General features: G+C 67.4%; 21 protein-coding genes. 13 read left to right on the top strand and 8 right to left on the bottom strand.

Annotated elements, in window-relative coordinates:
- The first annotated feature begins 79 nt into the window (after window positions 1–79).
- The 4 genes from hrcA (at window position 80) to dnaJ (ending at window position 5107) form a co-directional block, all read left to right on the top strand.
- On the top strand, window positions 80–1144 hold the full coding sequence (gene hrcA, locus AC5P8F_RS11545) for a heat-inducible transcriptional repressor HrcA (protein WP_010484463.1): 1065 nt from the start codon (window positions 80–82) through the stop codon (window positions 1142–1144).
- A gap of 63 nt (window positions 1145–1207) precedes the next feature.
- Window positions 1208–1723, top strand: a complete 516-nt coding sequence (grpE, locus tag AC5P8F_RS11540) for a nucleotide exchange factor GrpE (RefSeq protein WP_014646812.1) — start codon at window positions 1208–1210, stop codon at window positions 1721–1723.
- Between the two features lie 182 nt (window positions 1724–1905).
- A complete protein-coding gene (dnaK, locus tag AC5P8F_RS11535) occupies window positions 1906–3828 on the top strand; it encodes a molecular chaperone DnaK (protein WP_014646813.1) in 1923 nt (640 codons plus the stop codon).
- Window positions 3829–3982: 154 nt separating this feature from the next.
- On the top strand, window positions 3983–5107 hold the full coding sequence (dnaJ, locus tag AC5P8F_RS11530) for a molecular chaperone DnaJ (RefSeq protein WP_014036853.1): 1125 nt from the start codon (window positions 3983–3985) through the stop codon (window positions 5105–5107).
- 60 nt (window positions 5108–5167) lie between these two features.
- Here the strand turns inward: dnaJ and AC5P8F_RS11525 are convergent, their stop codons facing one another.
- On the bottom strand, window positions 5168–5965 hold the full coding sequence (locus AC5P8F_RS11525) for an AraC family transcriptional regulator (RefSeq protein ID WP_014646814.1): 798 nt from the start codon (window positions 5963–5965) through the stop codon (window positions 5168–5170).
- A 99-nt stretch (window positions 5966–6064) separates the two neighbouring features.
- Between AC5P8F_RS11525 and AC5P8F_RS11520 the strand changes: the two genes are divergently transcribed.
- The 3 genes from AC5P8F_RS11520 (at window position 6065) to AC5P8F_RS11510 (ending at window position 9868) form a co-directional block, all read left to right on the top strand.
- A complete protein-coding gene (locus tag AC5P8F_RS11520; protein ID WP_495228217.1) occupies window positions 6065–7225 on the top strand; it encodes an MFS transporter in 1161 nt (386 codons plus the stop codon).
- A 613-nt stretch (window positions 7226–7838) separates the two neighbouring features.
- Entirely contained in the window at window positions 7839–8747 is a 909-nt protein-coding gene (gene pdxY, locus AC5P8F_RS11515) for a pyridoxal kinase (protein WP_049441901.1), read from the top strand.
- Window positions 8744–9868: a prephenate dehydrogenase gene (locus AC5P8F_RS11510; RefSeq protein WP_032960565.1), complete on the top strand. Its 1125-nt coding sequence runs from the start codon at window positions 8744–8746 to the stop codon at window positions 9866–9868. Before pdxY ends, AC5P8F_RS11510 begins: the two co-directional genes overlap by 4 nt.
- Before the next feature lie 219 nt (window positions 9869–10087).
- Here AC5P8F_RS11510 and AC5P8F_RS11505 read toward each other — a convergent pair whose 3' ends face one another.
- The 5 genes from AC5P8F_RS11505 to AC5P8F_RS11485 form a co-directional block, all read right to left on the bottom strand.
- The gene (locus tag AC5P8F_RS11505) at window positions 10088–10282 is read right to left on the bottom strand and encodes a hypothetical protein (protein WP_014646818.1); all 195 of its coding nucleotides are present in this window, start codon (window positions 10280–10282) and stop codon (window positions 10088–10090) included.
- 70 nt (window positions 10283–10352) lie between these two features.
- Window positions 10353–12125, bottom strand: coding sequence for an ABC transporter transmembrane domain-containing protein (locus AC5P8F_RS11500; RefSeq protein ID WP_032960563.1), 1773 nt, complete (start codon window positions 12123–12125; stop codon window positions 10353–10355).
- Window positions 12118–12714, bottom strand: coding sequence for an IMPACT family protein (locus AC5P8F_RS11495; protein WP_049441897.1), 597 nt, complete (start codon window positions 12712–12714; stop codon window positions 12118–12120). The genes AC5P8F_RS11500 and AC5P8F_RS11495 overlap by 8 nt, the downstream gene beginning before the upstream one ends.
- Window positions 12715–12754: 40 nt before the next feature.
- Window positions 12755–13753 (bottom strand): hypothetical protein, encoded by a 999-nt coding sequence (locus tag AC5P8F_RS11490; RefSeq protein WP_049441895.1) that lies wholly within the window; start codon window positions 13751–13753, stop codon window positions 12755–12757.
- Window positions 13750–14268, bottom strand: coding sequence for an RNA polymerase sigma factor (locus tag AC5P8F_RS11485; protein WP_229653773.1), 519 nt, complete (start codon window positions 14266–14268; stop codon window positions 13750–13752). Before AC5P8F_RS11485 ends, AC5P8F_RS11490 begins: the two co-directional genes overlap by 4 nt.
- 247 nt (window positions 14269–14515) lie before the next feature.
- Here AC5P8F_RS11485 and AC5P8F_RS11480 point away from each other — a divergent pair, with 247 nt between their 5' ends.
- Window positions 14516–17356: a bifunctional diguanylate cyclase/phosphodiesterase gene (locus AC5P8F_RS11480; RefSeq protein ID WP_046430168.1), complete on the top strand. Its 2841-nt coding sequence runs from the start codon at window positions 14516–14518 to the stop codon at window positions 17354–17356.
- Window positions 17357–17375: 19 nt separating this feature from the next.
- Here the strand turns inward: AC5P8F_RS11480 and AC5P8F_RS11475 are convergent, their stop codons facing one another.
- Window positions 17376–17969: an LOG family protein gene (locus tag AC5P8F_RS11475; protein WP_014036864.1), complete on the bottom strand. Its 594-nt coding sequence runs from the start codon at window positions 17967–17969 to the stop codon at window positions 17376–17378.
- 193 nt (window positions 17970–18162) lie between these two features.
- Complete coding sequence (locus AC5P8F_RS11470; protein WP_014646824.1) at window positions 18163–19659, bottom strand: aminotransferase class III-fold pyridoxal phosphate-dependent enzyme; 1497 nt, start codon at window positions 19657–19659, stop codon at window positions 18163–18165.
- 209 nt (window positions 19660–19868) lie between these two features.
- On the opposite strand from AC5P8F_RS11470, the gene queA reads away from it, so the two are divergent.
- The 5 genes from queA (at window position 19869) to secF (ending at window position 25558) form a co-directional block, all read left to right on the top strand.
- Window positions 19869–20936: a tRNA preQ1(34) S-adenosylmethionine ribosyltransferase-isomerase QueA gene (gene queA, locus AC5P8F_RS11465; protein WP_014646825.1), complete on the top strand. Its 1068-nt coding sequence runs from the start codon at window positions 19869–19871 to the stop codon at window positions 20934–20936.
- Between the two features lie 98 nt (window positions 20937–21034).
- The gene (tgt, locus tag AC5P8F_RS11460; protein WP_014646826.1) at window positions 21035–22165 is read left to right on the top strand and encodes a tRNA guanosine(34) transglycosylase Tgt; all 1131 of its coding nucleotides are present in this window, start codon (window positions 21035–21037) and stop codon (window positions 22163–22165) included.
- 133 nt (window positions 22166–22298) lie between these two features.
- A complete protein-coding gene (yajC, locus tag AC5P8F_RS11455) occupies window positions 22299–22643 on the top strand; it encodes a preprotein translocase subunit YajC (protein WP_014036867.1) in 345 nt (114 codons plus the stop codon).
- Window positions 22644–22704: 61 nt separating this feature from the next.
- Window positions 22705–24561: a protein translocase subunit SecD gene (secD, locus tag AC5P8F_RS11450; protein WP_046430175.1), complete on the top strand. Its 1857-nt coding sequence runs from the start codon at window positions 22705–22707 to the stop codon at window positions 24559–24561.
- Between the two features lie 16 nt (window positions 24562–24577).
- The gene (gene secF / locus AC5P8F_RS11445; RefSeq protein WP_014646828.1) at window positions 24578–25558 is read left to right on the top strand and encodes a protein translocase subunit SecF; all 981 of its coding nucleotides are present in this window, start codon (window positions 24578–24580) and stop codon (window positions 25556–25558) included.
- Window positions 25559–25666 lie beyond the last annotated feature (108 nt).

Genomic DNA, 25666 nt, shown 5'->3' with positions numbered 1-25666 from the left:
CGCGGGCGCGGGAGGTCCAATGACTTGCCAAGGTGATCCGCCGCCATTATCTAGTGTCCGTGTCTCACAGGTTGATTCCATGCACGGTTCTCCCGACCAGCTTGCCCCGCGTGCGCGCCATCTGCTGCGCACGCTGATCGCGCGTTACATCCAGGACGGTGAGCCGGTCGGCTCGCAGACGCTGGCGCGCGTGGCCGGGCTGGAGGTCAGTCCGGCCACCATCCGCAACATCCTGGGTGACCTGGAAGACCTGGGGCTGCTGGCTTCGCCGCACACCTCGGCCGGGCGCGTCCCGACCGCACATGGCTACCGGGTGTTCGTCGACAGCCTGCTGCAGATGCAGCCGCCGGGCGAAGGCGAGCTGGCCCGGCTGCGCCAGGAACTGGCCGGCGGCGGCAGCACCCAGGCCCTGCTTGGCAGCGCCTCGGAGCTGCTGTCGGCGATGAGCCACTTCGTCGGCGTGGTCAGCGCCCCGCGGCGCGAGCAGTTCGCGTTCCGCCAGATCGATTTCGTGGCGCTGGACGGGCGCCGGGTGCTGGCGATCCTGGTGTTCGCCGACAACGAGGTGCAGAACCGGGTCATCGAGACCCGCCAGGAGTTCGCGCCGGGCCAGCTGGAACAGGTCGCCAACTACCTCAACGCGCATTTCGCCGGCCTGCCGATGGCCGAGATCCGCACCCGCCTGCTGCTGGAACTGCGTGATGCCCGTTCGGAGCTGGAGCAGCTGCTGGCGCACAGCATCGAGCTGGCCGAGCAGGCCCTGCAGCCGGCGGCCGACGACATGCTGGTGGCCGGGCAGACCCGTCTGATGGGGGTGCAGGACCTGTCCGACCTGGAGCGGCTGCGCGAGCTGTTCGAGCTGTTCTCCAGCAAGCGCGAGATCCTGCAGCTGCTGGAGCGGACCATCCAGGCGCCCGGCGTGCGCATCTTCATCGGCGAGGAGACCGGGATGATGCCGCTGCAGGGCGTCTCGCTGGTCACTGCCCCTTACACGGCCAATGGCCAGGTGCTGGGCGTGCTGGGCGTGATCGGCCCCAAGCGGATGGCCTACGACCGGATGATCCCGCTGGTCCAGGCTACTGCCGATGTACTCGGCGCGGCGTTTTCGCCAGCCGGGCGCACTCCTGGAACATCCGACGCTTGAAACGCAGCATCCCGCCCACACTAGGGTGGGTGGAGGCGGAGACTGACCGCCAGGGACCCAGACATGAACCACGAACATCCAGATATCGAATCCCAGCAGACTGCCGCCGATGCGGCCGCCGCCGCCGGCGTCAACGACGAAGTGGAGCGCCTGCGCGCCGAGGTCGAGCAGATCAAGGCCGATGCGCTGCGTGAGCGCGCCGACCTCGAGAACCAGCGCAAGCGCGTTGCCCGTGACATCGAGCAGGCCCGCAAGTTCGCCAACGAGAAGCTGCTGGGCGAGCTGCTGCCGGTGTTCGACAGCCTGGATGCCGGCTTGAAGGCGGCCGGCGATGACCCGCATCCGCTGCGCGAGGGCCTGGAGCTGACCTACAAGCAGCTGCTGAAGGTTGCCGCCGACAACGGGCTGGTCCTGCTGGACCCGATCGGCCAGCCGTTCAACCCGGAACACCACCAGGCCATCAGCCAGGTGCCGGCCCCAGACGCCGCCCCGGGCAGCGTGGTGACCGTGTTCCAGAAGGGTTACCTGCTCAACGAGCGCCTGCTGCGGCCGGCGCTGGTGGTGGTGGCCGCCGACTGACCCCTCCAGGGCCGGAAGGCGGGAATGTCCCGTCACCCGGCCCGACGCTGAACGCGCCGGGCGACCGGAAACACAGCGTTCGGGAGATGGCTTGAATGTTCCACGAGCCTCCCCCACATCGTATTCATCCACCGGCCGAACGGCCGGACTGACCCCAACAAGCATCCTCAGGAGTCTCCCCCATGGGCAAGATCATTGGTATCGACCTCGGCACCACCAACTCGTGCGTGGCGATCATGGACGGCGGCAAGGCCCGCGTCATCGAGAATTCGGAAGGCGATCGCACCACCCCGTCGATCGTCGCCTACACCAAGGACGGCGAAGTCCTGGTGGGCGCCTCGGCCAAGCGCCAGGCCGTCACCAACCCGAAGAACACCTTCTACGCGGTGAAGCGCCTGATCGGCCGCAAGTTCACCGACGCCGAAGTGCAGAAGGACATCGCCCACGTCCCGTACAGCATCCTGGCCCATGACAACGGCGATGCCTGGGTGTCGACCAGCGATGGCAAGAAGATGGCCCCGCAGGAAATCTCGGCCAAGGTGCTGGAGAAGATGAAGAAGACCGCCGAGGACTTCCTCGGTGAGAAGGTCACCGAAGCGGTCATCACCGTGCCGGCCTACTTCAACGACAGCCAGCGCCAGGCGACCAAGGATGCCGGCCGCATCGCCGGCCTGGACGTCAAGCGCATCATCAACGAGCCGACCGCGGCCGCGCTGGCCTATGGCCTGGACAAGGGCGACAACAAGGATCGCAAGATCGTGGTGTACGACCTGGGCGGCGGCACCTTCGACGTCTCGGTGATCGAGATCGCCAACGTCGACGGCGAGAAGCAGTTCGAAGTGCTGGCCACCAACGGCGACACCTTCCTGGGCGGCGAAGACTTCGACAACCGCGTCATCGAGTACCTGGTTGAAGAATTCAACAAGGACCAGGGCATCGACCTGCGCAAGGATCCGCTGGCCCTGCAGCGCCTGAAGGACGCTGCCGAGCGCGCCAAGATCGAGCTGTCCAGCGCCCAGCAGACCGAAGTGAACCTGCCGTACGTCACCGCTGACGCCTCGGGTCCGAAGCACCTGAACATCAAGCTGACCCGCGCCAAGCTGGAAGCACTGGTGGAAGACCTGATCAAGAAGTCGATCGAGCCGTGCCGCGTCGCCCTGAACGATGCCGGCCTGCGTTCGAGCGACATCAGCGAAGTGATCCTGGTCGGTGGCCAGACCCGCATGCCGAAGGTGCAGCAGGCGGTGACCGAATTCTTCGGCAAGGAACCGCGCAAGGACGTCAACCCGGACGAAGCCGTGGCACTGGGCGCTGCGATCCAGGGCGGCGTGCTGGGCGGCGACGTCAAGGACGTGCTGCTGCTGGACGTGACCCCGCTGTCGCTGGGTATCGAAACCATGGGCGGCGTGTTCACCAAGATCATCGAGAAGAACACCACCATCCCGACCAAGGCCTCGCAGGTGTTCTCCACCGCCGAGGACAACCAGTCGGCCGTGACCGTGCACGTGCTGCAGGGTGAGCGCGAGCAGGCCCGCTTCAACAAGTCGCTGGCCAAGTTCGACCTGTCCGGCATCGAGCCGGCTCCGCGTGGCCTGCCGCAGGTGGAAGTGTCCTTCGACATCGACGCCAACGGCATCCTGCACGTGTCGGCCAAGGACAAGAAGACCAACAAGGAACAGAAGGTCGAGATCAAGGCCGGTTCGGGTCTGTCCGAGGAAGAGATCGCACGCATGGTCGCCGACGCGGAAGCCAACCGCGAAGAAGACAAGAAGTTCCAGGAGCTGGTGCAGGCCCGCAATCAGGCCGATGCCCTGATCCACGGCACCCGCAGTGCCATCACCGAGCACGGCAGCAAGGTCGGCGGCGATGTCATCGGCAAGGTCGAGGCGGCCCTGGCCGACCTGGAAACCGCGATGAAGGGTGACGACAAGGCACAGATCGAAGCCAAGTCGAAGGTGCTGGAGGAAGCCGGCCAGTCGCTGTTCGCCGCTGCTTCGGCCGACCAGGGCGGTGCCCCGGGTGCCGACGCCGGCAACGCCGGCAAGGCGCAGGACGACGTGGTCGACGCCGAGTTCACCGAAGTCAAGGACGACAAGAAGTCCTGATCCGGACCGACACGGGACGCTGGCCATCAGCGTCCCGTTGTCGCATCAGGGTCCTGACCGCCCACCGGCGTGTCGGGGCGCCCGACGCAAGAGCGGACCTGGTTCCGCTCTTCCGCTTTGACGAATCCCGACTTTCCGGAACCAGATTCACCATATGAGCAAGCGCGATTACTACGAAGTGCTGGGCGTTGCCCGCACCGCCACCGACGACGAGCTGAAGAAGGCCTACCGTCGCTGTGCGATGAAGTTCCACCCGGACCGCAACCCGGGTGATGCGGCGGCCGAAGCCTCCTTCAAGGAGTGCAAGGAAGCCTACGAAGTGCTGTCCGATGGCAACAAGCGCCGCATGTACGACAGCCACGGCCACGCCGCGTTCGAGCACGGCATGGGCGGTGGTGGTCCGGGCGGCCCGGACATGAACGATATCTTCGGCGATATCTTCGGCAACATTTTTGGCGGGGGCGGCGGTGGGCCGCGCCAGGCCCGTCGCGGCGCCGACATCGGCTACGTGATGGAGCTGGACCTGGAAGAAGCGGTACGCGGCGTCGAGCGCCGCATCGAGATCCCGACCCTGGCCGAGTGCGGCGACTGCGATGGCAGTGGCTCCGAAGACGGCAAGGTCGAAACCTGCAATGTGTGCCATGGCCGCGGCCAGGTGCGCATCCAGCGCGGCATCTTCGCCATGCAGCAGGCCTGCCACAACTGCGGCGGCCGTGGCCAGATCATCGCCAAGCCCTGCAAGACCTGCCACGGCAACGGCCGTGTCGAGGAAGACAAGGTGCTGTCGGTGAAGGTGCCGGCGGGCGTCGATACCGGCGACCGCATCCGCCTGCAGGGTGAAGGTGAGGCCGGTCCGGCCGGTACGCCGCCGGGTGACCTGTACGTGGAAGTGCGCGTGCGCGAGCATGCGATCTTCCAGCGCGATGGCGACGACCTGCACTGCGAAGTGCCGATCCGCATCTCGCAGGCAGCGCTGGGCGACACCGTACGCGTGGCGACCCTCGGCGGCGAAGCGGAAATCCGCATCCCGGCCGAGACCCAGACCGGCAAGCTGTTCCGCCTGCGCGGCAAGGGCGTGCGTTCGGTGCGCAGCCGCAGCGAGGGCGACCTGTACTGCCGCGTGGTGGTGGAGACCCCGGTCAACCTCACCAACGAACAGCGCAAGCTGCTGGAGCAGTTCGAAGCCACCTTTGTCGGCGAGGAAGCACGCAAGCATTCGCCGAAGTCGGCGACGTTCATGGATGGCGTGAAGGGCTTCTGGGACCGGATGACGTCCTGAGTTTTTCAACCGAAGCGTTGAGCGGTAGCGCCGGGCCATGCCCGGCGTTTTCGTTTGCGATCAGCGGAAAAACGCCGCGGGCGTCTGCCCCAGTTGGCGCTTGAACATGCTGGTGAACGCGCTGGGGCTGTCGTAGCCCATCGCCAGCGCCACATCAATGACCTTGTCGCCGACTGCCAGCCGCTCCAGGGCGGCCAGCAGGCGCGCCTGCTGCCGCCACTGCCCGAAGGTCATGCCCAGTTCGCCGGCGAAATGGCGCTGGATGGTCTTCACGTCCACCTGCAGCGCCTGGGCCCAGTCCTGCAGCGTGGCGTCGTCGGCGGGATGCTTCTGGATGTGCTGGCAGATCCTCTGCAGGCGCGGGTCGGTGGGCGAGGGCAGGTGCAGCGGCAGCACGTCCATGCGGTGCAGCTCGTCCAGCAGCAGGCGCACCACGCGACCGTCGCGGCTGTCGTCCACGTGCGCGGACTCGATCAGGCTGGCCGCCAGCAGTAGTTCGCGCAGCAGCGGCGCCACCTGTACTGCGAACGCCCCATCCGGCAGTTGCGGCGCGAAGTCCGGTTCCACGTACAGGCTGCGCATGTGCACCTCGGCGATGCAGTCCACCGCATGCACCATACCGGCCGGAACCCAGATCGCGCGGGTGGAGGGCACGACCCAGCGGCCACCGTCCGCGCGCACCACCATCAGGCCGGACATGGCGAAGACCAGTTGGTGACGGCGATGCCGGTGTGGCGCGATGTGGGTACCGGGCGGGTAGTGCCGGGCGCGGCTGGTCACCGGGCGGTGTACCGGCACTTCGTTCCACGGCGCGGTCTCGCGGATCGGGCAGGGAGTGTCCTTTTTGCGATAGGCCATGACCCGAACGCGGCAGAAGGGAGTGGGGGCCCACCGTAGCATGCGTGGCTCGCCCCCAACCTGACTGTGTCCCCTTCTCCCGCAACGACCTCACGCCCGGTGGCTCCCGGCGTGCTGGCCGCCATCTCCACCTCGCATGTCGTCAACGACATGATGCAGTCGCTGATCCTGGCCATCTATCCGGTGATCAAGGGCGGCTTCAACCTCAGCTTCACCCAGATCGGCCTGATCACGCTGACCTACCAGCTCACCGCGTCGATCTTCCAGCCGTTGATCGGCATGGCCACCGACCGCCGCCCGGCACCGTACTCGCTGCCGATCGGTATGGCCTCGACCCTGTGCGGCATGCTGCTGCTCGGCTTTGCGCCGAACTACGCGGTGGTGCTGATGGCTGCGGCGATGGTCGGCATTGGTTCGGCCATCTTCCACCCGGAGGCCTCGCGCATCGCCCGGCTGGCCTCGGGCGGTCGCCATGGCTTCGCGCAGTCGGTGTTCCAGGTGGGTGGCAACTTCGGTACCGCGCTGGGGCCGTTGATCGCTGCGGCCGTGATCGTGCCGTATGGCCAGCGTGCCGCATCATGGTTTGCCGGCGCCGCGCTGATCGGCATCGCGCTGCTGACCTATGTTGGCCGCTGGTATGCACTGCACCTGGGCACACCGCGTCCGGCCAGCACCGCGTCTATGGCCCCGCGGCATTCGTCGCGCACCGTGGCCAAGGTGCTGGCGATCCTGCTGGTGCTGATCTTCAGCAAGTACTTCTACATGGCCAGCATCGGCAGCTACTTCACCTTCTACCTGATCCACCACTTCGGCATTCCGGTGGCACAGGCGCAACTGCATCTGTTCGCGTTCCTGGTGGCGTCTGCCGCCGGTGGTTTCCTCGGCGGCCCGCTGGGTGACCGCATCGGCCGCAAGCCGATCATCTGGACCTCGATCCTCGGCGTGGCCCCGTTCGCGCTGATGCTGCCGCACGCCGATCTGCTATGGACCACAGTGCTGGCAGTGCTGATCGGCTTCGTGCTCTCCTCGGCGTTCTCGGCCATCGTGGTGTACGCGCAGGAGATGATGCCGCACCGCATCGGCATGGTGTCCGGCCTGTTCTTCGGCTTTGCATTCGGCATGGGCGGGCTTGGCGCGGCCGTGCTGGGCATGCTGGCAGACAGGACCAGCATTGAATTCGTCTATCAGCTGACCGCGTTCCTGCCGCTGCTCGGTATCGTCGCAGCGTGGCTGCCACCGTCGCGGCCTGCTGCTCACTGAGGGGGTTGGGTTGCAGGGCTTGCAGCCCTGCACCTGCCGAAGCAACGTCAACAGCAGAAGCGGGCCATCCGTGGGTTGGCGGGGTGGGTTCGGTTGCAGGGGACGCCGTAAACCCATCCCTGGGTGCTTGGCCGCGGCATCCATGCCGCGGACACCCCTGCAACCGGACCCACCCCGCTTTCGACTGTTTTCCGCGATCTGTCGGAACAGCTCGTGGGGTCAGATCCGTTTTCCGAAGGAAAACGGATCTGACCCCGATTTATTTCGGTATCCCACAGATGTGCCGACCAACGGTCGGCACCCACCAAAAGTCGCGGGAATCTGTCAGAGGCGGGGCGGTGTGGGTGGGCAGGACCGTTGGCGCCATGGATGGCGCCATCGAGCCCCCATGGGTGAGGGCGCTTCGCTTGCGAAGCACTGCTTCGCAAGCGCCCGAACGCACAGCCGCCAGCGGCTGGGCCGGACCCCGGAGGGGGGTTTACGGCGTGTCCTGACCACCCACACCGCCCCGCCATCCCACGGAATGCGGCTCTTGATCTTGCTTCGGCTTCGCCTTCGGCAGGTGCAGGGCTGCAAGCCCTGCCGAAAACTCCCTTGGGCGTAGAATGCGGCCATGAGCGAATCCCTTGATAACCACCTGGTCCACGGCCGCCGCCAGCGGCCGGATGGGCCGTCGCCGATCGATGTCATCTCGGTCCAGTCGCAACTTGTGTACGGCCACGCCGGCAACAGTGCCGCCGTCCCGCCGATGTGCGCACTGGGCGTGCGCGTCGCCGAAATCCCGACCGTGCTGCTGAGCAATGCGCCGTTCTACGACACTACGCGGGGCCGCGTGCTGCCCGCCGACTGGTTTGCCGACCTGCTGCTGGGTACCCACGAGCGTGGCCTGCCGCAGCGGGCGAAGATGCTGGTGTCCGGCTACTTCGGCAGCACCGCCAACGGTGCGGCCTTCGCCGACTGGCTGGACAACATCCTGCCGGCCTGCCCACAGCTGCGTTACTGCCTGGACCCGGTGATCGGTGATACCCATACCGGACCCTACGTGGAACCGGGCCTGGAAGCGATCTTCGCCGAGCGCCTGCTGCCCCACGCCTGGCTGGTGACGCCCAATGCCTTCGAACTGAATCGCCTGACCGGCATGCCGGCACTGGCCGAGGCCGATGCCATCGCCGCCGCGCGTACGCTGCTGGATCGTGGCCCGCACTGGGTGATCGCGCACAGCGTAGGCGGCAACCCGGGTGAGCTGGTCACCCTGGCGGTCGGGCACGAGGAAACCTGGCGCTGGACCTCACCGCTGCTGCCGGTGGACGTGGCCGGTACCGGTGACGTGCTGATGTCGCTGGTGGTGTCGTTCCTGCTGCGCGGTGAGTCGATGCAGCAGGCGATTTCGCGCGCGATTGCCGGCACCCATGCGGCGCTGGAGGCGACCCTGGACAACGGCTTCGAGGAGTTCGACGTGATCGCTGCCGCGCCGGCGGCGCTGGCCGAAGGAACGCGCTTCCGCGCTGAACGCGTGGCATGAGCGGCCTGGATCCACGCACGCCGCGCACGGTCGGCATCGTCGGCAGTGCTGGTGCCTATGGGCGCTGGCTGTGCCGCTTCTTCCAGCAGCACCTGCAGCTGCAGGTGATCGGCCATGACCCGGCCGACCCGGACTCGCACACGCCGGAACACCTGCTGGCGCAGGCCGATGTACTGGTGTTCTCGGCACCGATCCGGCACACGCCGGCGTTGATCGCCGAGTACGTGCGGCAATCGGCGGGCCGCGAGCAGGGCAGGCTGTGGCTGGATGTGACCTCGGTAAAGGAGGCACCGGTGCAGGCGATGCTGGCCTCGCAGGCCGAAGTGGTCGGACTGCACCCGATGACCGCGCCACCCAAGGCGCCGACCCTGAAGGGGCGGGTGATGGTGGTCTGCGAAGCGCGGCTGCAGCACTGGCGGGCATGGGTCGATACGCTGTGCACCGCGCTGCAGGCCGAGTGCGTGCGCGCGACGCCGCAGCACCACGACCAGATGATGGCGCTGGTGCAGGCGATGGTGCATGCCACCCACCTGGCGCAGGCAGGCGTGCTGCGCCAGTACCAGCCGCAGCTGGGCGATCTGGCCGCGATGATGCCGTACCGTTCGGCGTCGTTCGAGCTGGACACGGCGATCATCTCGCGCATCCTGTCGCTGAATCCGGCGATCTACGAAGACATCCAGTTCGGCAACCCGTACGTGGCGCCGATGCTGGAGCGGCTGGTGGGGCAGCTGCAGGCCCTGCAGGTGCAGGTCGGACAGGGCGACGACGGCGCACGGGCTGCATTCCGTGAGCAGCTGCTGTCAGCCAATCGCAGTGCCTTCGGCGAGCAGGCCTTGGCGGATGGCAACTACACGTTCGAACGCGTGGGGTATCTGCTGGCCGATCTGACCGAGCGCAACGCGCTGTCGGTGCACCTGCCGGAGGACCGGCCTGGCTCGCTGCGCGAGCTGTTGAACGTGTTCGAGCAGCATGGCATCAGCCTGGCTTCGATCCATTCCTCGCGCACGCCCGGCGGTGAAGTGCACTTCCGCATCGGATTCGTGGCCGGCAGCGATCCGGCGGCGATCACCCGGGCCGCGGCCGACGTGGACGCCAGCGGCATCGGACGGGTGCTGGGCTGAATTCATCCACAGGCGGTGTGGATGGTTTCTGAGCAAACGTGTGGATAACCCTGCGCAGCCCTTGTCAGGCAAGGCTGTCAAGATGCTTGGTGAAAAATTGATCACGCCTTCTTGTGGAGTCGAGCCTTGCTCGACTGCCCTTGGCAAAGCGCGTGTCGACCGAGGTCGACACCTACCAGAGCAGGGTGACACGGCCAGTGCCCACCAAGGTGGGCAGCGCTAGATCATCAACCGCAGTTCGCCACCGCTGGTGGTGAATTCGCGGCCATTGCGAACCAGATGACGCCCGTCATCCAGCTCGTAACGCGGCGTGGATTCAGAGTGATGCCCGCTGCCATTCGCCTCGGGCTTGAACTCGATGATGATGTGGCTTTCGCCATTGCTGTCGACTGCAGGGAACTGACGGAACGACATCGCGTACCTCCTTCAGCGGATGCTGCTGATGCGAGGCCAGCTTGGTCCGGCCGATGTTAGCCGGCCGTCATCAATCGATGAACTGCAGTCGTGCCAGTTCAGCGTACAGTCCGCCTTCGGCCAGAAGCTGGGCATGGGTACCTTCGGCCACGATGCGGCCCTGGTCCATCACCACGATGCGGTCGGCCTTGAGCACGGTGGCCAGGCGGTGGGCGATGACCAGCGTGGTGCGACCGGCCATCAGCCGCTCCAGCGCCTGCTGCACGCTGTGCTCGCTCTGTGCGTCCAGCGCGCTGGTGGCTTCATCGAGCAGCAGGATCGGCGCGTCCTTCAGCAGTGCGCGGGCAATCGCCACGCGCTGCTGCTGGCCACCGGACAGGCGCGCACCACGTTCGCCCAGCTCACTGTCGTAGCCCTGCGGCAACGCGCGCAGGAAGCCATCGGCCTCGGCCGCACGCGCGGCAGCTTCGACCTCGGCGTCACTGGCCTGCAGGCGGCCATAGCGGATGTTGTCGCGCGCACTGGCCGCGAACAGCGTCGGCTGCTGCGGCACCAGCGCCAGCTGCGCGCGCAGCTCGGCCGGATCGACCTGGCGAACGTCGATGCCATCCACGCAGATGCGGCCGCTGGCCGGATCGTGGAAGCGCAGCAGCATCGACAGCACCGTGCTCTTGCCCGCGCCCGACGGGCCGACCAGGGCCACCGTCTCGCCCGGGCGGACATGCAGGTTGAAGTGGTCCAGCGCGGCCTGGTCCGGACGTTGCGGATAGTGGAACACCACGTCGTCGAACTGGATTTCGCCGCGCAATGGTTGCGGCAGAACGTGCGGCTGCGCCGGCGCACGGATCTCGATGTCTTCCTGCAGCAGCTCGCCAATGCGGCCCATGCCACCGGCTGCACGCTGCAGTTCGTTCCACACTTCGGCCAGCGCGCCCACCGAGCCGCCGCCGATCAGCGCGTACAGCACGAACTGCCCCAGCGTGCCGGCACTGAGGCGCCCGTCGATGACATCGTGCGCGCCCAGCCACAGCACGCCAACGATGGCGCCGAACACCAGCAGGATGGCGCTGGCGGTGACCAGCGACTGCGCACCGATGCGTCGGCGCGCGGCGCCGATGGCATCGCCCAGTGCCTTGTCGAAGCGTCCGCGCTCGTAAGGCTCGCGTGCATGTGCCTGCACCGTGCGCACGGCGCCCAGCGTCTCGCTGGCCAGGCTGTTGGCATCGGCGATGCGATCCTGGCTGCTGCGTGCAACCGTGCGCAGCTTCCGCGCGCCGATGATGATCGGCAGTACCGCCAGTGGGATGCCGAGCAGCGACCATGCCGCCAGCCTGGGGCTGGTGACGAACAGCATGGCCAGGCTGCCGACCACGGTGACGCTGCTGCGCAGGGCGACCGACATGGTCGAGCCGACCACGCTGCGCAGCAGTTCGCTGTCAGCGGTCAGGCGCGAGACCAGTTCGCCGCTGCGGCTGCGGTCATGGAAACCGGCACCAAGCTGGATCAGGTGTGCGTACAGGCGGCTGCGCAGGTCGGCCACGACTTTTTCGCCAAGTAGCGACACGAAGAAGAACCGTGCGGCCGTTGCCAGTGCCAGCACCACCGCCACCAGCATCAGCAGGGCGAAGGCACGGTTGATCTGGCCACCGCTGGTGAAGCCGTGGTCGATCATCTGCTTCACGGCGGGGGGCAGGCTCAGCGTGGCGGCCGAAGAGACCGCCAGCGCCAGCAGCCAGGCGGTGAACAGCCCGCTGTGGCGGCGCACGAACGGCCACAGCGTCCGCAGGCTGCCGAGGCGGCGCAGCGGTGGGGCCGAGGCGGGGGCGTCGTCCTTGTCAGTCATCCTGGTCGTCGTCTTGTATGCGGATACGGTCACGGGTGGCGTCGCGCAGGCGGATTTTCAATGCATCGACCTGATCGGCCGGCAATTCGACCCGCAGGCACACGCCGTTGGCATCGAACTGTTCATCGCGCTTCACGGCGCCGAAGGTGGGAAGGGTGGCATGCAGGGTGCCCAGATCCTCGAAGCCGGCCAACAGCTGCAGCCGGGCCATCGCCACCAGCGGCAAGCGCGGGGCGGTACGCAGGCATTCGGCGGCGGCGCCACCGTAGGCGCGCACCAGTCCACCGGCGCCCAGCTTGATGCCGCCGAACCAGCGCGTCACCACCACCACCACCCGGTCGAAGCCCTGGCCGTCGATCGCAGCCAGGATCGGCCGCCCAGCGGTGCCGGCGGGCTCGCCATCGTCACTGGAGCGGTAGTCCTGGCCGTGCCGGTAGGCCCAGCAGTTGTGGGTTGCGTCGGCTACGGCCACCTGTTGCAGGAACGCCAATGCTGCCGCGGCGCCATCGATTGGCGCGGCATGGGCAATGAAGCGGCTGTGTTTGACTTCCAGCGTGTGGCTTACCGGCTGGGCGAGGGTATCGGGCATTCCCGCCATTCTACGGGGTCGCCGGAGGTCACTGCCCGCTTCAGTCGTCCAGCAGCGGGCGCAGGTCGCGCGGCAGGCGCGCTTCCGGATACTGCTGCACATAGCGCTCCAGGCTGGCGCGGGCCAGGTCGCGCTGGCCGTCATCGCGGCGCGCGCGGATCTTCTGCAGCCACTGCCGTCGCGGCAGCTGTGCATCGGCGTCCACCTCGGCCTGCACGGCATCCGCACTGAGCCGCGCGTCGGCGCCGCGGCGCATGACGCCGGGCGCGGAGCGGCTCGGGGCCTGCCGCTTCATCGAGGTGATCTCTACCCGATCCAGTGCCTGCGCCCGTTCTGCATCGGCAGCGTTGGCCACTGGCGCCTCGGCGGTGCGTGCTTTCAGCGCCCCTGCCGGGGCCGGCGCCAATGCCGGTGCAGGTGCCGAATAGGCAGCCGGTGCGGGAGGCGCGGGCGGTGCCGCTGCCGGTGCGGCGGCCGGACCAGGCGGGAGCGCGGCAAAGGACGTATCGGCGGCCGCATCCGCCGCCATCGATCGTGCAGCCTGGGCCGGAGCTTCAGCAGTCTCGGTCGGCGCAGGCTTGGCTACCCGCGCGACGGACGGCGCCGGGGGAGCGGCAACAGGGGCCGCCTCGGGTGCTGCAGGTTCGGTGGCCGTTTCCGATGCGGCAACCGCGCTGTCGGCTGGACTGCTCCCAGCGGCCTGATCGGCGGCCGCGACGTCTGCCGCAGCGGGCGCCGCAGCAACAGCGGCCTCGCCTGCCGGAACCGGCGGCGGTTCCGGGCGCAGCTGCCAGGCGATGCCGATGGCGAACACCATCGAGGCGGCGATGCCGAACACCGCCGGCCAACGCGGACGTGTGCGCTGCCTGCGCGGCGCCTCGGCGGGGACAGCAGCATCGGCCGCCGGTGCGTGCACGGCAGCGCGCGCCGCGGCCAGGATGGTGGCGTCCAGCGCGGCCGGCGGGGCCTGTTCGACGCGACGGCCGAGCAGGCGCGCCAGCTCGCGTTCTTCCGGCGTCAGCGGTTCGTCTCGGTTCATGCGTTCAATCCCGCACGCAGCTTGTCCATCGCATAGCGCAGCCGCGATTTCACGGTTTCCCGGCCTACGCCGGTGATCTGGCCGATCTCCTCCAGGCTCAGTTCCTGATCCAGCCGCAGCTGCAGCACTTCGCGCTGCTCGGGCGGCAGTTGCTCCATCGCCAGCTGGATGCGGCGACGTTGTTCGAATTCGGAAAGCTCGGCTTCCGGGGTCTGCCCGTCCTCGATCGCGGCCAGGCGCAGGTCGGCGTCGGCCGGTGCGGCAGGGCGATGGCGAGCGGCCCGCCAGTGGTCGTTCAGGCGGTTGTGGGCGATGCGGAACAGCCAGGTGCTGAATGCAGCGTCAGGCTGCCAGCCCGCGCGCGCGCTGATCACCCGCTGCCAGACATCCTGGAAGATCTCCTCGGCCAACGCGTTGTCGCGCAGTTGCCGCAGCAGGAAGCCGAACAGGCGCTTGCGATGGCGTGCATACAGGCTTTCGAACGCGCGCAGGTCGCCACCGGCCCAGGCCAGCATCAAGGCTTCATCGGTTGGCAGTGCGCTGGCTTCCACAGCGTACAGGGTAAGGCCTGCAGGCGGTGGCGCATAGCCGGTGACGGGGGCGGGCAGGGCGAGGTTCATGGCGTGGAAGCGGCTACGGGCAGGAGGAAAAACGTACGGGCGCACGATTCGGGGTTTACGGGCTTCCATTGCCCCCCGGGTGGCGCGCTATGCTCGGCGGCTCAGGGGAGGCGACGCACAGACGGCGCCGAGAGATTGTCATTTGTCCACGCACGTTGAACCGGCGGAAGAGCCACCACACGAGGCCGTGCTGAGCACGGCGCTGGTGCGCGCATTGCATGCGCTGCTGCCGGACTCGGCCGTGGTCCGCGTTGGCTGGGATGACCCGCAGCTGGGCCGCGGACAGGGCGGCTGGCCGGCTGTCGCGGCGGCCGACGCGTTGACGGTGCCCGGCGTGGGCAACGGTTGCCATGGCTGGGAATATGACGGTGCCCGCCTGCAGTTGTCGGTCGAAGGTGCCGTGCCTTCAGCGGCGTGGTGGGGGCTGGCCCGGCAGGCCATGGAGCTGGCGCTGCAGCGCGGTCGCCAGGCCGGGCAGATCAAGGCGCTGGAAGAAGCTGAACGGCTGCAGCAGGCGCTGTTCCAGATCGCCGATCTGGCTGGCGCCGACCTGGAGATGTCGGAGATGCTGCGTCACGTGCACGGCGTGCTTGGCACGCTGATGTACGCGGAAAACTGCTACATCGTCGAGTACGACGATGTCCGCGACCAGATCCGCTTCCTGTACTTCGCCGACCAGGTCGATGACTTCGTCGCCGATCCGTCGCAGAGCCATGACGCCGATGAGATGCCGCGCAGCCTGACCGTGGCGTTGCTGCGCCACGGCAAGCCGCTCAGCGGCCCCTCGCGCGAGTTGCTGGCGCGCGTGGTCGAGCAGGAGCACGACCCGCAGCGTGGACCGGAGAGCCTGGACTGGCTGGGCGTGCCGATGCTGCGCGATGGCCGGGTATGCGGCGCCATCGTGGTGCAGAGCTATGAGCTGGCGGCCCGTTATGGCGAGGCCGAGCGGGCGCTGCTGGGTTTTGTCGCGCAGCACGTGCAGACCGCGATGGACCGGCGCCAGGCGCAGGTCCGGCTGGAACAGCAGGTGGAGCGGCGCACGCTGGAGCTGCAGCGTGCCAACCACAGCCTGCAGGATGAAGTGGCCGAGCGCCGCCGCGCAGAGCAGCTGCAGACCGCGCTGTACAACATCGCCGAGATGGCGATGTCGGCCGACAGCCTGGCCCAGTTCTACGGGCAGGTGCATGGCGTGGTCGGGCGCCTGCTTGACGCGCGCAATTTCTACATCGCGCTGGTGAACGGGGCCGGCAGCGGCCTGGACTTCGTCTACTCGGTGGACGAGCACAACGCCAGCCGTGCGCCACGCCCGTTCAGCCGCGGCCTGACCGAGTACGTGGTGCGCAACCGGCGTCCGTTGCTGGCTTCGCGGCAGCAGATCGACGCACTGCTGGCCAGCGGCGAAGTGCGCGAATCGGGCGCACGTTCGCATTGCTGGCTGGGTGTGCCGCTGCTGCGCGATGACGAGGTGGTCGGCGCGATCGTGGTGCAGAGCTACAGCGAGAACAGCACTTTCAGCGTGCACGATCAGCGCTTGTTGACCTTCGTTGCACAGAACATCGGAACCGGGCTGGCGCGCCAGCGCGACCAGCAGCAGCTGCGTTCGGCGCATGCCGAGCTGGAAAAGCGCGTGGAGGAACGTACCCGCGAGCTGGCCGAGGTCAACGAGAAGCTGCTCGGGCAGATCGGCGAGCGCCTGCGTGCCGAGCAGCGCCTGACCCATCAGGCCATGCACGATGCGCTGACCGGCCTGCCCAACCGCCTGCACCTGCTTGATCGCCTGCAGGATGCGCTTGCGCTGGCCAAGCGCGAGGGTGGGCCGGTGTTCGCCGTGCTGTTCCTCGACCTGGACCGCTTCAAGCTGGTCAACGACAGCATCGGCCACGCTGCCGGAGATCGCATGCTGGTGGAGGTGGCCAAGCGCATCGTATCGATGGCCGGCACCGATGACGTGGTGGCGCGGCTGGGCGGCGATGAGTTCGCGGTGCTGCTGCAGTGTCCGCAGGGGCTGGCACAGGCGCTGGAGTTCGGCCAGCGGCTGTTGCTGGCACTGCAGGAATCGATGTGGATCGCCGGGCGCGAACTGTTCCCGTCCGGCAGCCTGGGCATCGCCTTGTGGAACCCGCGCTACCGGACCGGTGAAGAACTGCTGCGCGACGCAGACGCGGCGATGTACCGGGCCAAGGCGCAGGGTCATGACCGCTGCGCGATCTTCGACGAAGACATGCGCGAAGAAGCGATGCGCAGCCTGGACCTGGAAGCGGATCTGCGGCGTGCGATCAACAACCGCGACTTCGTGCCGTTCTACCAGCCGATCGTGCGCCTGTCCGATGGCGAAGTGGTGGGGCACGAGGCCTTGCTGCGCTGGCGCCACGAGCGTCGTGGCCTGTTGCTGCCCGGGGCGTTCCTGGAGCTGGGCGAGGAAAGCGGCCTGATCGAGCAGGTCGACTGGCTGATCTACGAACAGGTCATCGCGGGACTGGCCGAAGGCGGCCACGGCTATGTCTCGGTGAACGTATCGCCACGCCATTTCCGCTCGGCCGAGTTCAGTGGCCGCCTGTTCGGCCTGCTCGATGCATGCGGTGCCGACCCGCGCCGGCTGCGCCTGGAGATTACCGAGGTGGCGCTGCTGGATGATGGCCCGCACACGCTGCGCATCCTGCAGGGCCTGCGCGAGCGTGGCATCCAGGTGCAGCTGGACGATTTCGGTACCGGCTTCTCGGCGCTGTCCTACCTGCACCGCTTCCCGATCAGCACGTTGAAGATCGACCAGAGCTTCATCGCCGGCCTGCATGGGCCGGAAGTGCAGAGCACGCGCGCGCTGGTCGAGGGCGTGTTGTCACTGGCCCGCACCTTGGGCATCGAAACCATCGGCGAAGGCATCGAGACCGAAGCGCAGCGGCAGACGCTGCGCGAACTTGGTTGCGACTACGGCCAGGGCTACCTGCTGGGCCGTCCGGCGCCGTGGGAGGGCGCGGTGGCCTGAGCCACCGCGCCGGGTCGCCTCAGCGCAGGGCGGAGCGACGCTTCTCGTCGATCCACTTGGAAGCCTGGGCCGGCTGATAGTTCTGCATCCACTCCAGCATTTCCTCGATGTCCGAGCCGTACCACAGGTCCTGGCGCTGGTCCGGATGCAGGAAGCGCTCTTCCACCATGCGATCGATCATGCCGATCAGCGGGGCGTAGAAGCCTTCCACGTCGAGGAAGGCGCATGGCTTGTTGCCGATGCCCAGCTGGCGCCAGGTCAGCATCTCGAAGATCTCTTCCATGGTGCCGAAGCCGCCGGGCAGGGCGACGAAGCCATCGGCGAGGTCGAACATGCGCGACTTGCGCTCATGCATCGAACCGACGATCTCCAGTTCGGTCAGGCCGCGGTGGGCCACTTCCCAGTCGGCCAGCTGGCGCGGGATCACGCCGGTCACCTCCCCGCCGGCGGCGAGCACGGCATTGGCCACGGTTCCCATCAGGCCGACGTTGCCGCCGCCATACACCAGGCGCAGGCCGTCACGGGCGATGCGATCACCCAGGGCAATGGCGCGTTCGGTGTAGGCCGGCTTGCTGCCAGCGTTGGAACCACAGTACACACAGATCGATTTCATGGATCTTCCTGTCTCTTGGCCGGAAACGAAAACGCCCCGTCGCCAACCGCAGGGCGGTCAGGGACGGGGTGTCGGTGGATTATGAGGCCTTGACAGGCCTTCTGTAGAGCCGAGCCACGCTCGGCTGCGCTTCGTTCAGATCGCGGCAAAGGCTGAGTCGAGCATGGCTCGACTCTACAAACGCCAAGCAGGCTTACGCGGCAGCCGCCTGTTCGCGACGCGGGCCTTCACGCAGGGCGCGGCCCACCATGCCGACCAGCAGGTCCAGCTCATCGCTGTCCATGCCGAAGTGCGGGGTGAAGCGCAGCGAATTCTCGCCGCCGTGGATCACGTTGATGCCGTGCTGGCGCAGCCATTCCTCGGTGGAATTGGCGCCGTAGCACTTGAACTGCGGGGCCAGCTCGCAGGAGAACAGCAGGCCGGTGCCCTGCACCTTGGTGATCAGACCGCCCAGTTCGCTCTTGAGCTGTTCCAGCTTGCGCACGGCCTCGGCACCGCGTTCGGCGATGTTGGCACGCACCTGCGGGGTCAGCTGCGCCAGGGTGGCACAGGCCACGTCCAGCGCGCGTGGGTTGCTGGTCATGGTGTTGCCGTAGATGCCCTTGCGGTACAGCTGCGCGGCGTGCTCGGTCACCGCCAGCACCGACAGCGGGTACTGCGCGGCGTTGAGCGCCTTGGAGTAGGTCTCCATGTCCGGCGGATCCAGGCCTTCGAAGCCCGGGTAATCGACCACCGACAGCACGCCATGCGCGCGCAGACCAGCCTGGATCGAGTCCAGCAGCAGCAGGCTGCCGTGCGCACGGGTCAGCTCACGGGCCACGGCATAGAACGCCGGCGGCACCGAACGGCCCGGGTCGCCTTCGCCCATTACCGGTTCCAGGAACACCGCCTCGATGAACCACTGGTTGCGTGCGGCGTCCTCGAACACCTTGCGCAGGCCGGCCTCGTCGTACGGCGCCACGGTGATCACCGAATCCTCGCCGCGGTAGCTGGCCAGGTGCTGCATGTAGCTCTTGCGGCTGGAATCGGAATACAGGGCAGGGCGGTCGGTACGGCCATGGAAGCTGCCCTTGACCACCACGCGCTTGATCGTGGCGCCGGCGTGGCGCGCGCCCGGGTCGGTCTGCAGCTTGGCGTTGACGTCGGCGATGCGCGCGGCCAGGCCAACCGCCTCGGAGCCGGAATTCAGGCACATGAAGCGCGCGAACGGGCAGCCGCCACGGCGGTGGCCGATCTCGGCGCGCAGGGCCGTGATGAAGCGCTGCTGCGACAGGCTGGGGGTCATGATGTTGGCCATCACCTGTGGGCGTGCCATCGCCTCCAGCACGGCATCCGGGGTGTGCCCGAAGCCGAGCATGCCGTAGCCGCCGGCGTCGTACAGCACCGCGCCCTTCAGGGTGACCACCCAGGGGCCACGCGCGGCCAGCGCCACGTACGGGGTCACTGCATCATCGGCGTAGAAATTGACGAAGCCGTCCTGCATCGCGTCGATCTGCGCCTGTTCGTCCTGCGCCAGCAGCGGCCCCAGGTCGGCCTGCACGCGCGCGAACTCCTCGGCGGCGGCATCCACTGCGGCGATCAGCTGCGGGTGGCGGACGGACAGGGCGGTCAGGGTGGCGTCGTCCAGGCCGGTGGTGAGGCGGGTGCCGGGCTGGGTGCGCAGGGGGGCGAGGCGTTCGATGAAGCTCATTGCAGATCTCCTGAAACGATGGGTCGCACGGGCCTTCAAAAGCAAAACGCGCGTCAACGCGCGCTTGGGGGCAGGCTCGTGCAGCGGACTTCCGACTCGATGCTAGCACTTGTTTTTTTGCGCGATAACCCCGCAAAAACCTGCTGCATAGCAGCATTTTGCGCGACGTTCGCCGCGAAGCACGCCGGCTCGCAGACGCTGGACGTACAATGCGCGCCATTGTCGACCTGTTGCCGCCCACTGCCTTGAAGAAGTCCGATTTCAACTACGACCTGCCGGCCGAACTGATCGCGCAGGCGCCCCTGGCCGAGCGTTCCGCCAGCCGCCTGCTGCTGGTGCCGCAAGCCCCCGCCGCGTTCACCGACCTGCAGGTGCGTGACCTTCCGTCGCTGCTGCAGCCGGGCGACCTGCTGGTGTTCAACGACACCCGGGTGATCCCGGCGCGCCTGTTCGGGCAGAAGGCCAGCGGCGGCCGCGTGGAGATCCTGATCGAGCGCTTGCTCGGCGGCCAGCAGGCCCGTGCCCAGGTCGGCGCCAGCAAGTCGCCGAAGGCCGGCAGCCGCATCGCGCTGGATGCCGGTGGCGAAGCCGAGGTGCTGGGCCGCGATGGCGAGTTCTACGTGCTGCAGTTCCACGTGCCCGAGTCGCTGGAGCAGTGGCTGCTGCATGCCGGCCGCCTGCCGCTGCCGCCGTACATCCAGCGCGAGCCGGGCGTGGACGACCGCGAGCGCTACCAGACCGTGTTCGCGCGTGAAGTGGGCGCGGTGGCGGCACCGACCGCGGGCCTGCATTTCGACGAACCGTTGCTGGCCGCACTGAAGGAAAAGGGCGTGGAGTTCGGCCACGTCACCCTGCACGTGGGCGCGGGCACCTTCCAGCCGGTGCGTGCCGAAGACCTGAAGGACCACGTGATGCACCGCGAGTGGCTGAATGTCGGTGCCGAACTGGTGCAGCAGGTGCGGCGCACGCGCGCCGCCGGCGGCCGCGTGATCGGCGTCGGCACCACCGTGGTGCGCGCGCTGGAAAGCGCGATGCGCGATGGCGAGCTGCTGCCGTTCGCCGGCGAGACGCAGATCTTCATCACCCCCGGCTACCGCATCCGCAGCGTGGACGCGATGGTGACCAACTTCCACCTGCCGGAAAGCACGCTGCTGATGATGATCTCCGCGTTTGCCGGCAAGGAGCGCGTGTTCGAGGCCTACCAGCACGCGATCGAGCAGCGCTACCGCTTCTTCAGCTACGGCGACGCGATGCTGCTGTTCCCGCAGGCGGGGTAGCGCGCCCCGGGAGGGCAGGGGCCCCCTGTGGGTGCGCACCTTGGTGCGCACGCCTTCTTGGGAGACAATAGGCAACTATTTGCCCCAATGACCGCTCCATGTCCCGACTGCAGTTCCAGCTCCAGACCCGCGACGGCCGTGCCCGCCGTGGCCGCCTGACCTTCCCGCGTGGCACGGTGGAAACGCCGGCCTTCATGCCGGTGGGGACCTATGGCTCGGTCAAGGGCATCCTGCCGGACCAGGTGCGCGCGCTGGGCGCCGAGATCATCCTCGGCAATACCTTCCACCTGTACCTGCGCCCGGGCCTGGACATCATCGCCGACCACGGCGGCCTGCACGGCTTCTGCCGCTGGGATGGCCCGATCCTGACCGACTCCGGCGGCTTCCAGGTGTTCTCGCTGGCGCACCGCCGCAAGATCACCGAGCAGGGCGTGACCTTCGCCTCGCCGACCGACGGCGCACGGGTCTTCCTCGGTCCCGAGGAGAGCATGAAGATCCAGAAGGTGCTCGATTCGGACATCGTGATGATCTTCGACGAATGCACCCCGTACCCGGCCACCGAGGACGTTGCCCGCCGTTCGATGGAGCTGAGCCTGCGCTGGGCGCAGCGCAGCCGCAACGCGCATGACGAACTGGGCAACGACGCGGCCCTGTTCGGCATCGTCCAGGGCGGCGTGCATACCGACCTGCGCAGCCGCTCGGCCGATGCCCTGCAGGCGATCGGCTTCGACGGCTACGCCATCGGCGGCCTGGCCGTGGGCGAGCCGGAGCACGAGCGCAACGCCATGCTCGACCACCTGGACCCGGAGCTGCCGGGCGACCGCCCGCGCTACCTGATGGGCGTGGGCCGGCCGGAGGACCTGGTCGAGGGTGTCGCACGTGGCGTGGACATGTTCGATTGCGTGATGCCGACCCGCAACGCCCGCAACGGCCACTATTTCACCTCGTTCGGCACCGTCCGCATCCGCAACTCCCAGTACGCGCGCGACATGGACCCGATCGAGCCGGGTTGTGGCTGCGTGGCCTGCACCGGCGGCTACACCCGTTCCTACCTGCGCCACCTGGACCGCTGCAACGAGATGCTGGCGCCGATGCTGGGCACCCTGCACAACCTGTTCTACTACGAAAAGCTGATGGCCGACATCCGCGCGGCGATCGAGGCGGGAACCTTCCTGGCCTTCCGTGAGTCCTTCTACGCGGCACGCGGGGCGGTGGCCCCGCCGCTGTAACCCGAACGCCCCCTGCCAAACGGCCCAAGGACGAACGCCCGGGGCCGTGGCATACTTCAAGGCTGACCCAGATCCGCGGTCGACACCCCCGTCCCTGAAGGGACGGGAGCGCCGCCCAACCAAAGGACCAACGATGAACCTGCTTGCTTTCCTGATTCCCGCCGCCCACGCCCAGGCCGCCGGCGGCCAACCGCAGGGCATGGGCCTGACCACGCTGCTGTTCCCGATCATCCTGATCGCCATCATGTACTTCCTGATGATCCGCCCGCAGATGAAGCGGCAGAAGGAACACAAGTCCATGCTGGAGAAGATCAAGCGTGGCGACGAAGTGCTGACCAACGGTGGCATCGCCGGCAAGGTCACCGACATCGGCGACAACTTCATCACCATCGAAGTGGCCGAGAACGTGCGCATCCGCGTGCAGAAGGGCGCTGTCGGCAGCGTACTGCCGACCGGCACCCTGGATTCGGCCAAGTAAGCCACTCCCTTTCCGAAGCACAACCGCGGCGCCGGGGATGGCGCCGCGCGGGACCCAAGCAATGCTCGAATTTCCACGCTGGAAGTACGTCGTCATCCTGATCGTACTGGCGCTCAGTGCGCTGTACGCGCTGCCCAACATCTACCAGAAGGACCCGGCCATCCAGATCACCGCCAACCGTGGCGGGCAGATCGACGATGCGCTGCGCGACCGTGTGCTGGCCGACCTGAAGAAGGCCGGGGTCACTGCCATCGGTGCCGAAAAGGAAGGGGAAAGCCTGATCGTCCGCCTGCCGGACCTGAAGTCGCAGTCTGCGGCCAGCGATGCCCTGCGCGACACCGTCGGCGAGAAGTACACGGTGGCCCTGAACCTGGCCTCGACCGTGCCGGACTGGCTGGCCCGGCTGGGCGGTCGCCCGATGGTGCTCGGCCTGGACCTTCAGGGTGGCGTGCACTTCGTGCTGCAGGTCGACCAGAAGGCCGCCCTCGACAAGCGCCTGGATGCCTACACCGAAGACGTGCGCGGCACCCTGCGTGACGCCCGCATCGCCTACCAGTCGGTGGAGCGCCGTGCGGACAACAGCATCGTGGCCAACCTGAGCCCGTCCGCCGGTGACGACGCCGCGCAGCGTGCCCGTGCCGCCCTGGTCAAGGCACAGCCGACGCTCGGCTATGACGTCAGCGGCAACCGCATCACGGTCACCGTGCCGGAGACCGAGATCACGCAGATCGCCAACGGCGCCATCGAGCAGAACATCAACACCCTGCGCAACCGCGTGAACCAACTCGGCGTGGCCGAGCCGATCATCCAGCGCCAGGGTGCCGACCGTGTGGTCGTGCAGCTGCCGGGCGTGCAGGACACCGCCGAAGCCAAGCGCATGATCGGCGCCACCGCCACCCTGGAGTACCGCGCGGTGGTCGAGGGCAATGCGCAGGACGCCATCAATTCCGGCCGCATCCCGCCGGAAGCGAAGGTCTACCAGCAGCGTGATGGCCGCGGCCCGATCCTGCTGAACAAGCGCGTGATCGTCACCGGTGACCAGATGGTCGGCGCGCAGGCGGTGACCGATTCGAACAGTGGCTCCCCGGCCGTCAGCGTGACGCTGAACAATGTCGGCGGCCAGCGCATGTTCGACTTCACCAGCGCCAACGTGAACAAGCCGATGGCGGTGGTCTACACCGAACGCGTGCCGACCGTGACCGTCGTCGACGGCCAGGAAGTGCGTGGCTTCAAGGTCAACGAGGAAGTGATCTCGGTGGCCAACATCAACGGCGTGTTCGGCAAGAACTTCCAGACCACCGGCCTGCAGAAGAAGGAAGCCGAGGACCTGGCCAAGCTGCTGAAGTCCGGCTCGCTGGCCGCGCCGATGGACTTCGTCGAAGAGCGCGTGGTCGGCCCGAGCCTGGGCGCCGAGAACGTCAAGAACGGCATGCGCGCGGTGGTGTTCGCGTTCCTGTTCACCCTGGTGTTCTTCAGCATCTACTACCGCATGTTCGGTGTGATCACCTCGGCGGCGATGCTGTTCAACCTGCTGATCGTGGTGGCGGTGATGTCGCTGTTCGGCGCCACCATGACCCTGCCGGGCTTCGCCGGCCTGGCGTTGTCGGTGGGCCTGTCGGTGGACGCCAACGTGCTGATCAACGAGCGTATCCGTGAAGAACTGCGCGCCGGCGTGCCGGGCAAGACCGCGATCGTGACCGGTTACGAGCGTGCCTCGGGCACCATCCTCGACGCCAACCTGACCGGCCTGATCGTCGGCGTGGCGCTGTTCGCATTCGGTACCGGTCCGCTGAAGGGCTTCGCGCTGACCATGATCATCGGTATTTTCGCCTCCATGTTCACTGCGATCACCGTGTCGCGTGCGCTGGCGACGCTGATCTACGGCCGTCGCAAGAAGCTCCAGAACGTGGCCATCTGACGGGACGACACGCACAATGAAACTGTTTCCGCTGCACATCCTCCCGAACGACACCAAGATCGACTTCATGCGCTGGCGCCATGTCGCCATGGCAGTCACCATCGTGGTGTTCCTGGCCTCGGTCGCCATCATCGGCATCAAGGGCTTCAACTACGCACTGGACTTCACCGGCGGCACCCTGATCGAAACGCGTTTCGAGAAGGCCGTGGACGTCGAGCAGGTCCGCGCCAAGCTGGAGCAGAACGGCTTCGACGGTGCCCAGGTGCAGAGCGTCGGTGGCAATACCGACCTGCTGATCCGCCTGGCGCCGCACGGCGAGCATGCGCCGGGCACCGGTGATGCCGCTGCCGAGGACAAGGCCACCGCCGCGGCCGTGGTGAAGGTGCTGTCCAGCGCCGACAACCAGGCCACGGTGATGAGTACCGCATTCGTCGGCCCGCAGATCGGCAAGGACCTGGCGAAGAACGGCCTGTACGCCACCATCTTCATGCTGGCCGGCTTCCTGATCTACATCGCGGTGCGCTTCGAATGGAAGTTCGCGGTCACCGCCAGCATCGTGGCGATGTTCGACCTGATCGTGACGGTCGCCTACGTGTCCCTGCTGGGCCGTGAGTTCGACCTGACCGTGCTGGCCGGCCTGCTGTCGGTGATGGGCTTTGCGATCAACGACATCATCGTGGTGTTCGACCGCGTCCGCGAGAACTTCCGCAGCCTGCGCGTGGACTCGATGGAGGTGCTGAACCGTTCGATCAACCAGACGCTGTCGCGTACGGTGATCACCGCGGTGATGTTCTTCCTGTCGGCGCTTGCCCTGTACTTGTACGGCGGTGCGTCGATGGAAGGCCTGGCCGAGACGCACATGATCGGTGCGGTGATCGTGGTGCTGTCCTCGATCCTGGTCGCGGTGCCGATGCTGACGATCGGCTTCCTGCGCGTCAGCAAGCAGGACCTGCTGCCGAAGGCGAAGGACGTCGAGGCCCTGGCCCGTCGCCCGTAAGCATCTGCTGCATGCGGCACACAGAGAACCCCGCGCAAGCGGGGTTTTTTGTGTGCAGGGCTTGCAGCCCTGCACCCACGGTAGTGCCGGCCGCTGGCCGGCAACAGC

This window comes from Stenotrophomonas sp. YJH_SMC_69 (assembly GCF_059370495.1).
Note: the sequence above shows the minus strand (reverse complement) of the source record. Positions and strands in the feature narration are given on the sequence as shown.

Excerpts from the sequence above, each read along its gene's own strand:
- hrcA (WP_010484463.1), top strand. The coding sequence starts at position 80 with ATGCACGGTTCTCCCGACCAGCTTGCCCCGCGTGCGCGCCATCTGCTG.
- AC5P8F_RS11470 (WP_014646824.1), bottom strand. The coding sequence starts at position 19,659 with ATGAGCTTCATCGAACGCCTCGCCCCCCTGCGCACCCAGCCCGGCACC.
- dnaJ (WP_014036853.1), top strand. The coding sequence starts at position 3,983 with ATGAGCAAGCGCGATTACTACGAAGTGCTGGGCGTTGCCCGCACCGCC.
- grpE (WP_014646812.1), top strand. The coding sequence starts at position 1,208 with ATGAACCACGAACATCCAGATATCGAATCCCAGCAGACTGCCGCCGAT.
- AC5P8F_RS11475 (WP_014036864.1), bottom strand. The coding sequence starts at position 17,969 with ATGAAATCGATCTGTGTGTACTGTGGTTCCAACGCTGGCAGCAAGCCG.
- queA (WP_014646825.1), top strand. The coding sequence starts at position 19,869 with ATGCGCGCCATTGTCGACCTGTTGCCGCCCACTGCCTTGAAGAAGTCC.
- pdxY (WP_049441901.1), top strand. The coding sequence starts at position 7,839 with ATGAGCGAATCCCTTGATAACCACCTGGTCCACGGCCGCCGCCAGCGG.
- AC5P8F_RS11525 (WP_014646814.1), bottom strand. The coding sequence starts at position 5,965 with ATGGCCTATCGCAAAAAGGACACTCCCTGCCCGATCCGCGAGACCGCG.
- AC5P8F_RS11485 (WP_229653773.1), bottom strand. The coding sequence starts at position 14,268 with ATGCTGGCCTGGGCCGGTGGCGACCTGCGCGCGTTCGAAAGCCTGTAT.
- yajC (WP_014036867.1), top strand. The coding sequence starts at position 22,299 with ATGAACCTGCTTGCTTTCCTGATTCCCGCCGCCCACGCCCAGGCCGCC.
- AC5P8F_RS11510 (WP_032960565.1), top strand. The coding sequence starts at position 8,744 with ATGAGCGGCCTGGATCCACGCACGCCGCGCACGGTCGGCATCGTCGGC.
- dnaK (WP_014646813.1), top strand. The coding sequence starts at position 1,906 with ATGGGCAAGATCATTGGTATCGACCTCGGCACCACCAACTCGTGCGTG.
- tgt (WP_014646826.1), top strand. The coding sequence starts at position 21,035 with ATGTCCCGACTGCAGTTCCAGCTCCAGACCCGCGACGGCCGTGCCCGC.
- secF (WP_014646828.1), top strand. The coding sequence starts at position 24,578 with ATGAAACTGTTTCCGCTGCACATCCTCCCGAACGACACCAAGATCGAC.
- AC5P8F_RS11505 (WP_014646818.1), bottom strand. The coding sequence starts at position 10,282 with ATGTCGTTCCGTCAGTTCCCTGCAGTCGACAGCAATGGCGAAAGCCAC.
- AC5P8F_RS11500 (WP_032960563.1), bottom strand. The coding sequence starts at position 12,125 with ATGACTGACAAGGACGACGCCCCCGCCTCGGCCCCACCGCTGCGCCGC.
- secD (WP_046430175.1), top strand. The coding sequence starts at position 22,705 with ATGCTCGAATTTCCACGCTGGAAGTACGTCGTCATCCTGATCGTACTG.
- AC5P8F_RS11490 (WP_049441895.1), bottom strand. The coding sequence starts at position 13,753 with ATGAACCGAGACGAACCGCTGACGCCGGAAGAACGCGAGCTGGCGCGC.
- AC5P8F_RS11495 (WP_049441897.1), bottom strand. The coding sequence starts at position 12,714 with ATGCCCGATACCCTCGCCCAGCCGGTAAGCCACACGCTGGAAGTCAAA.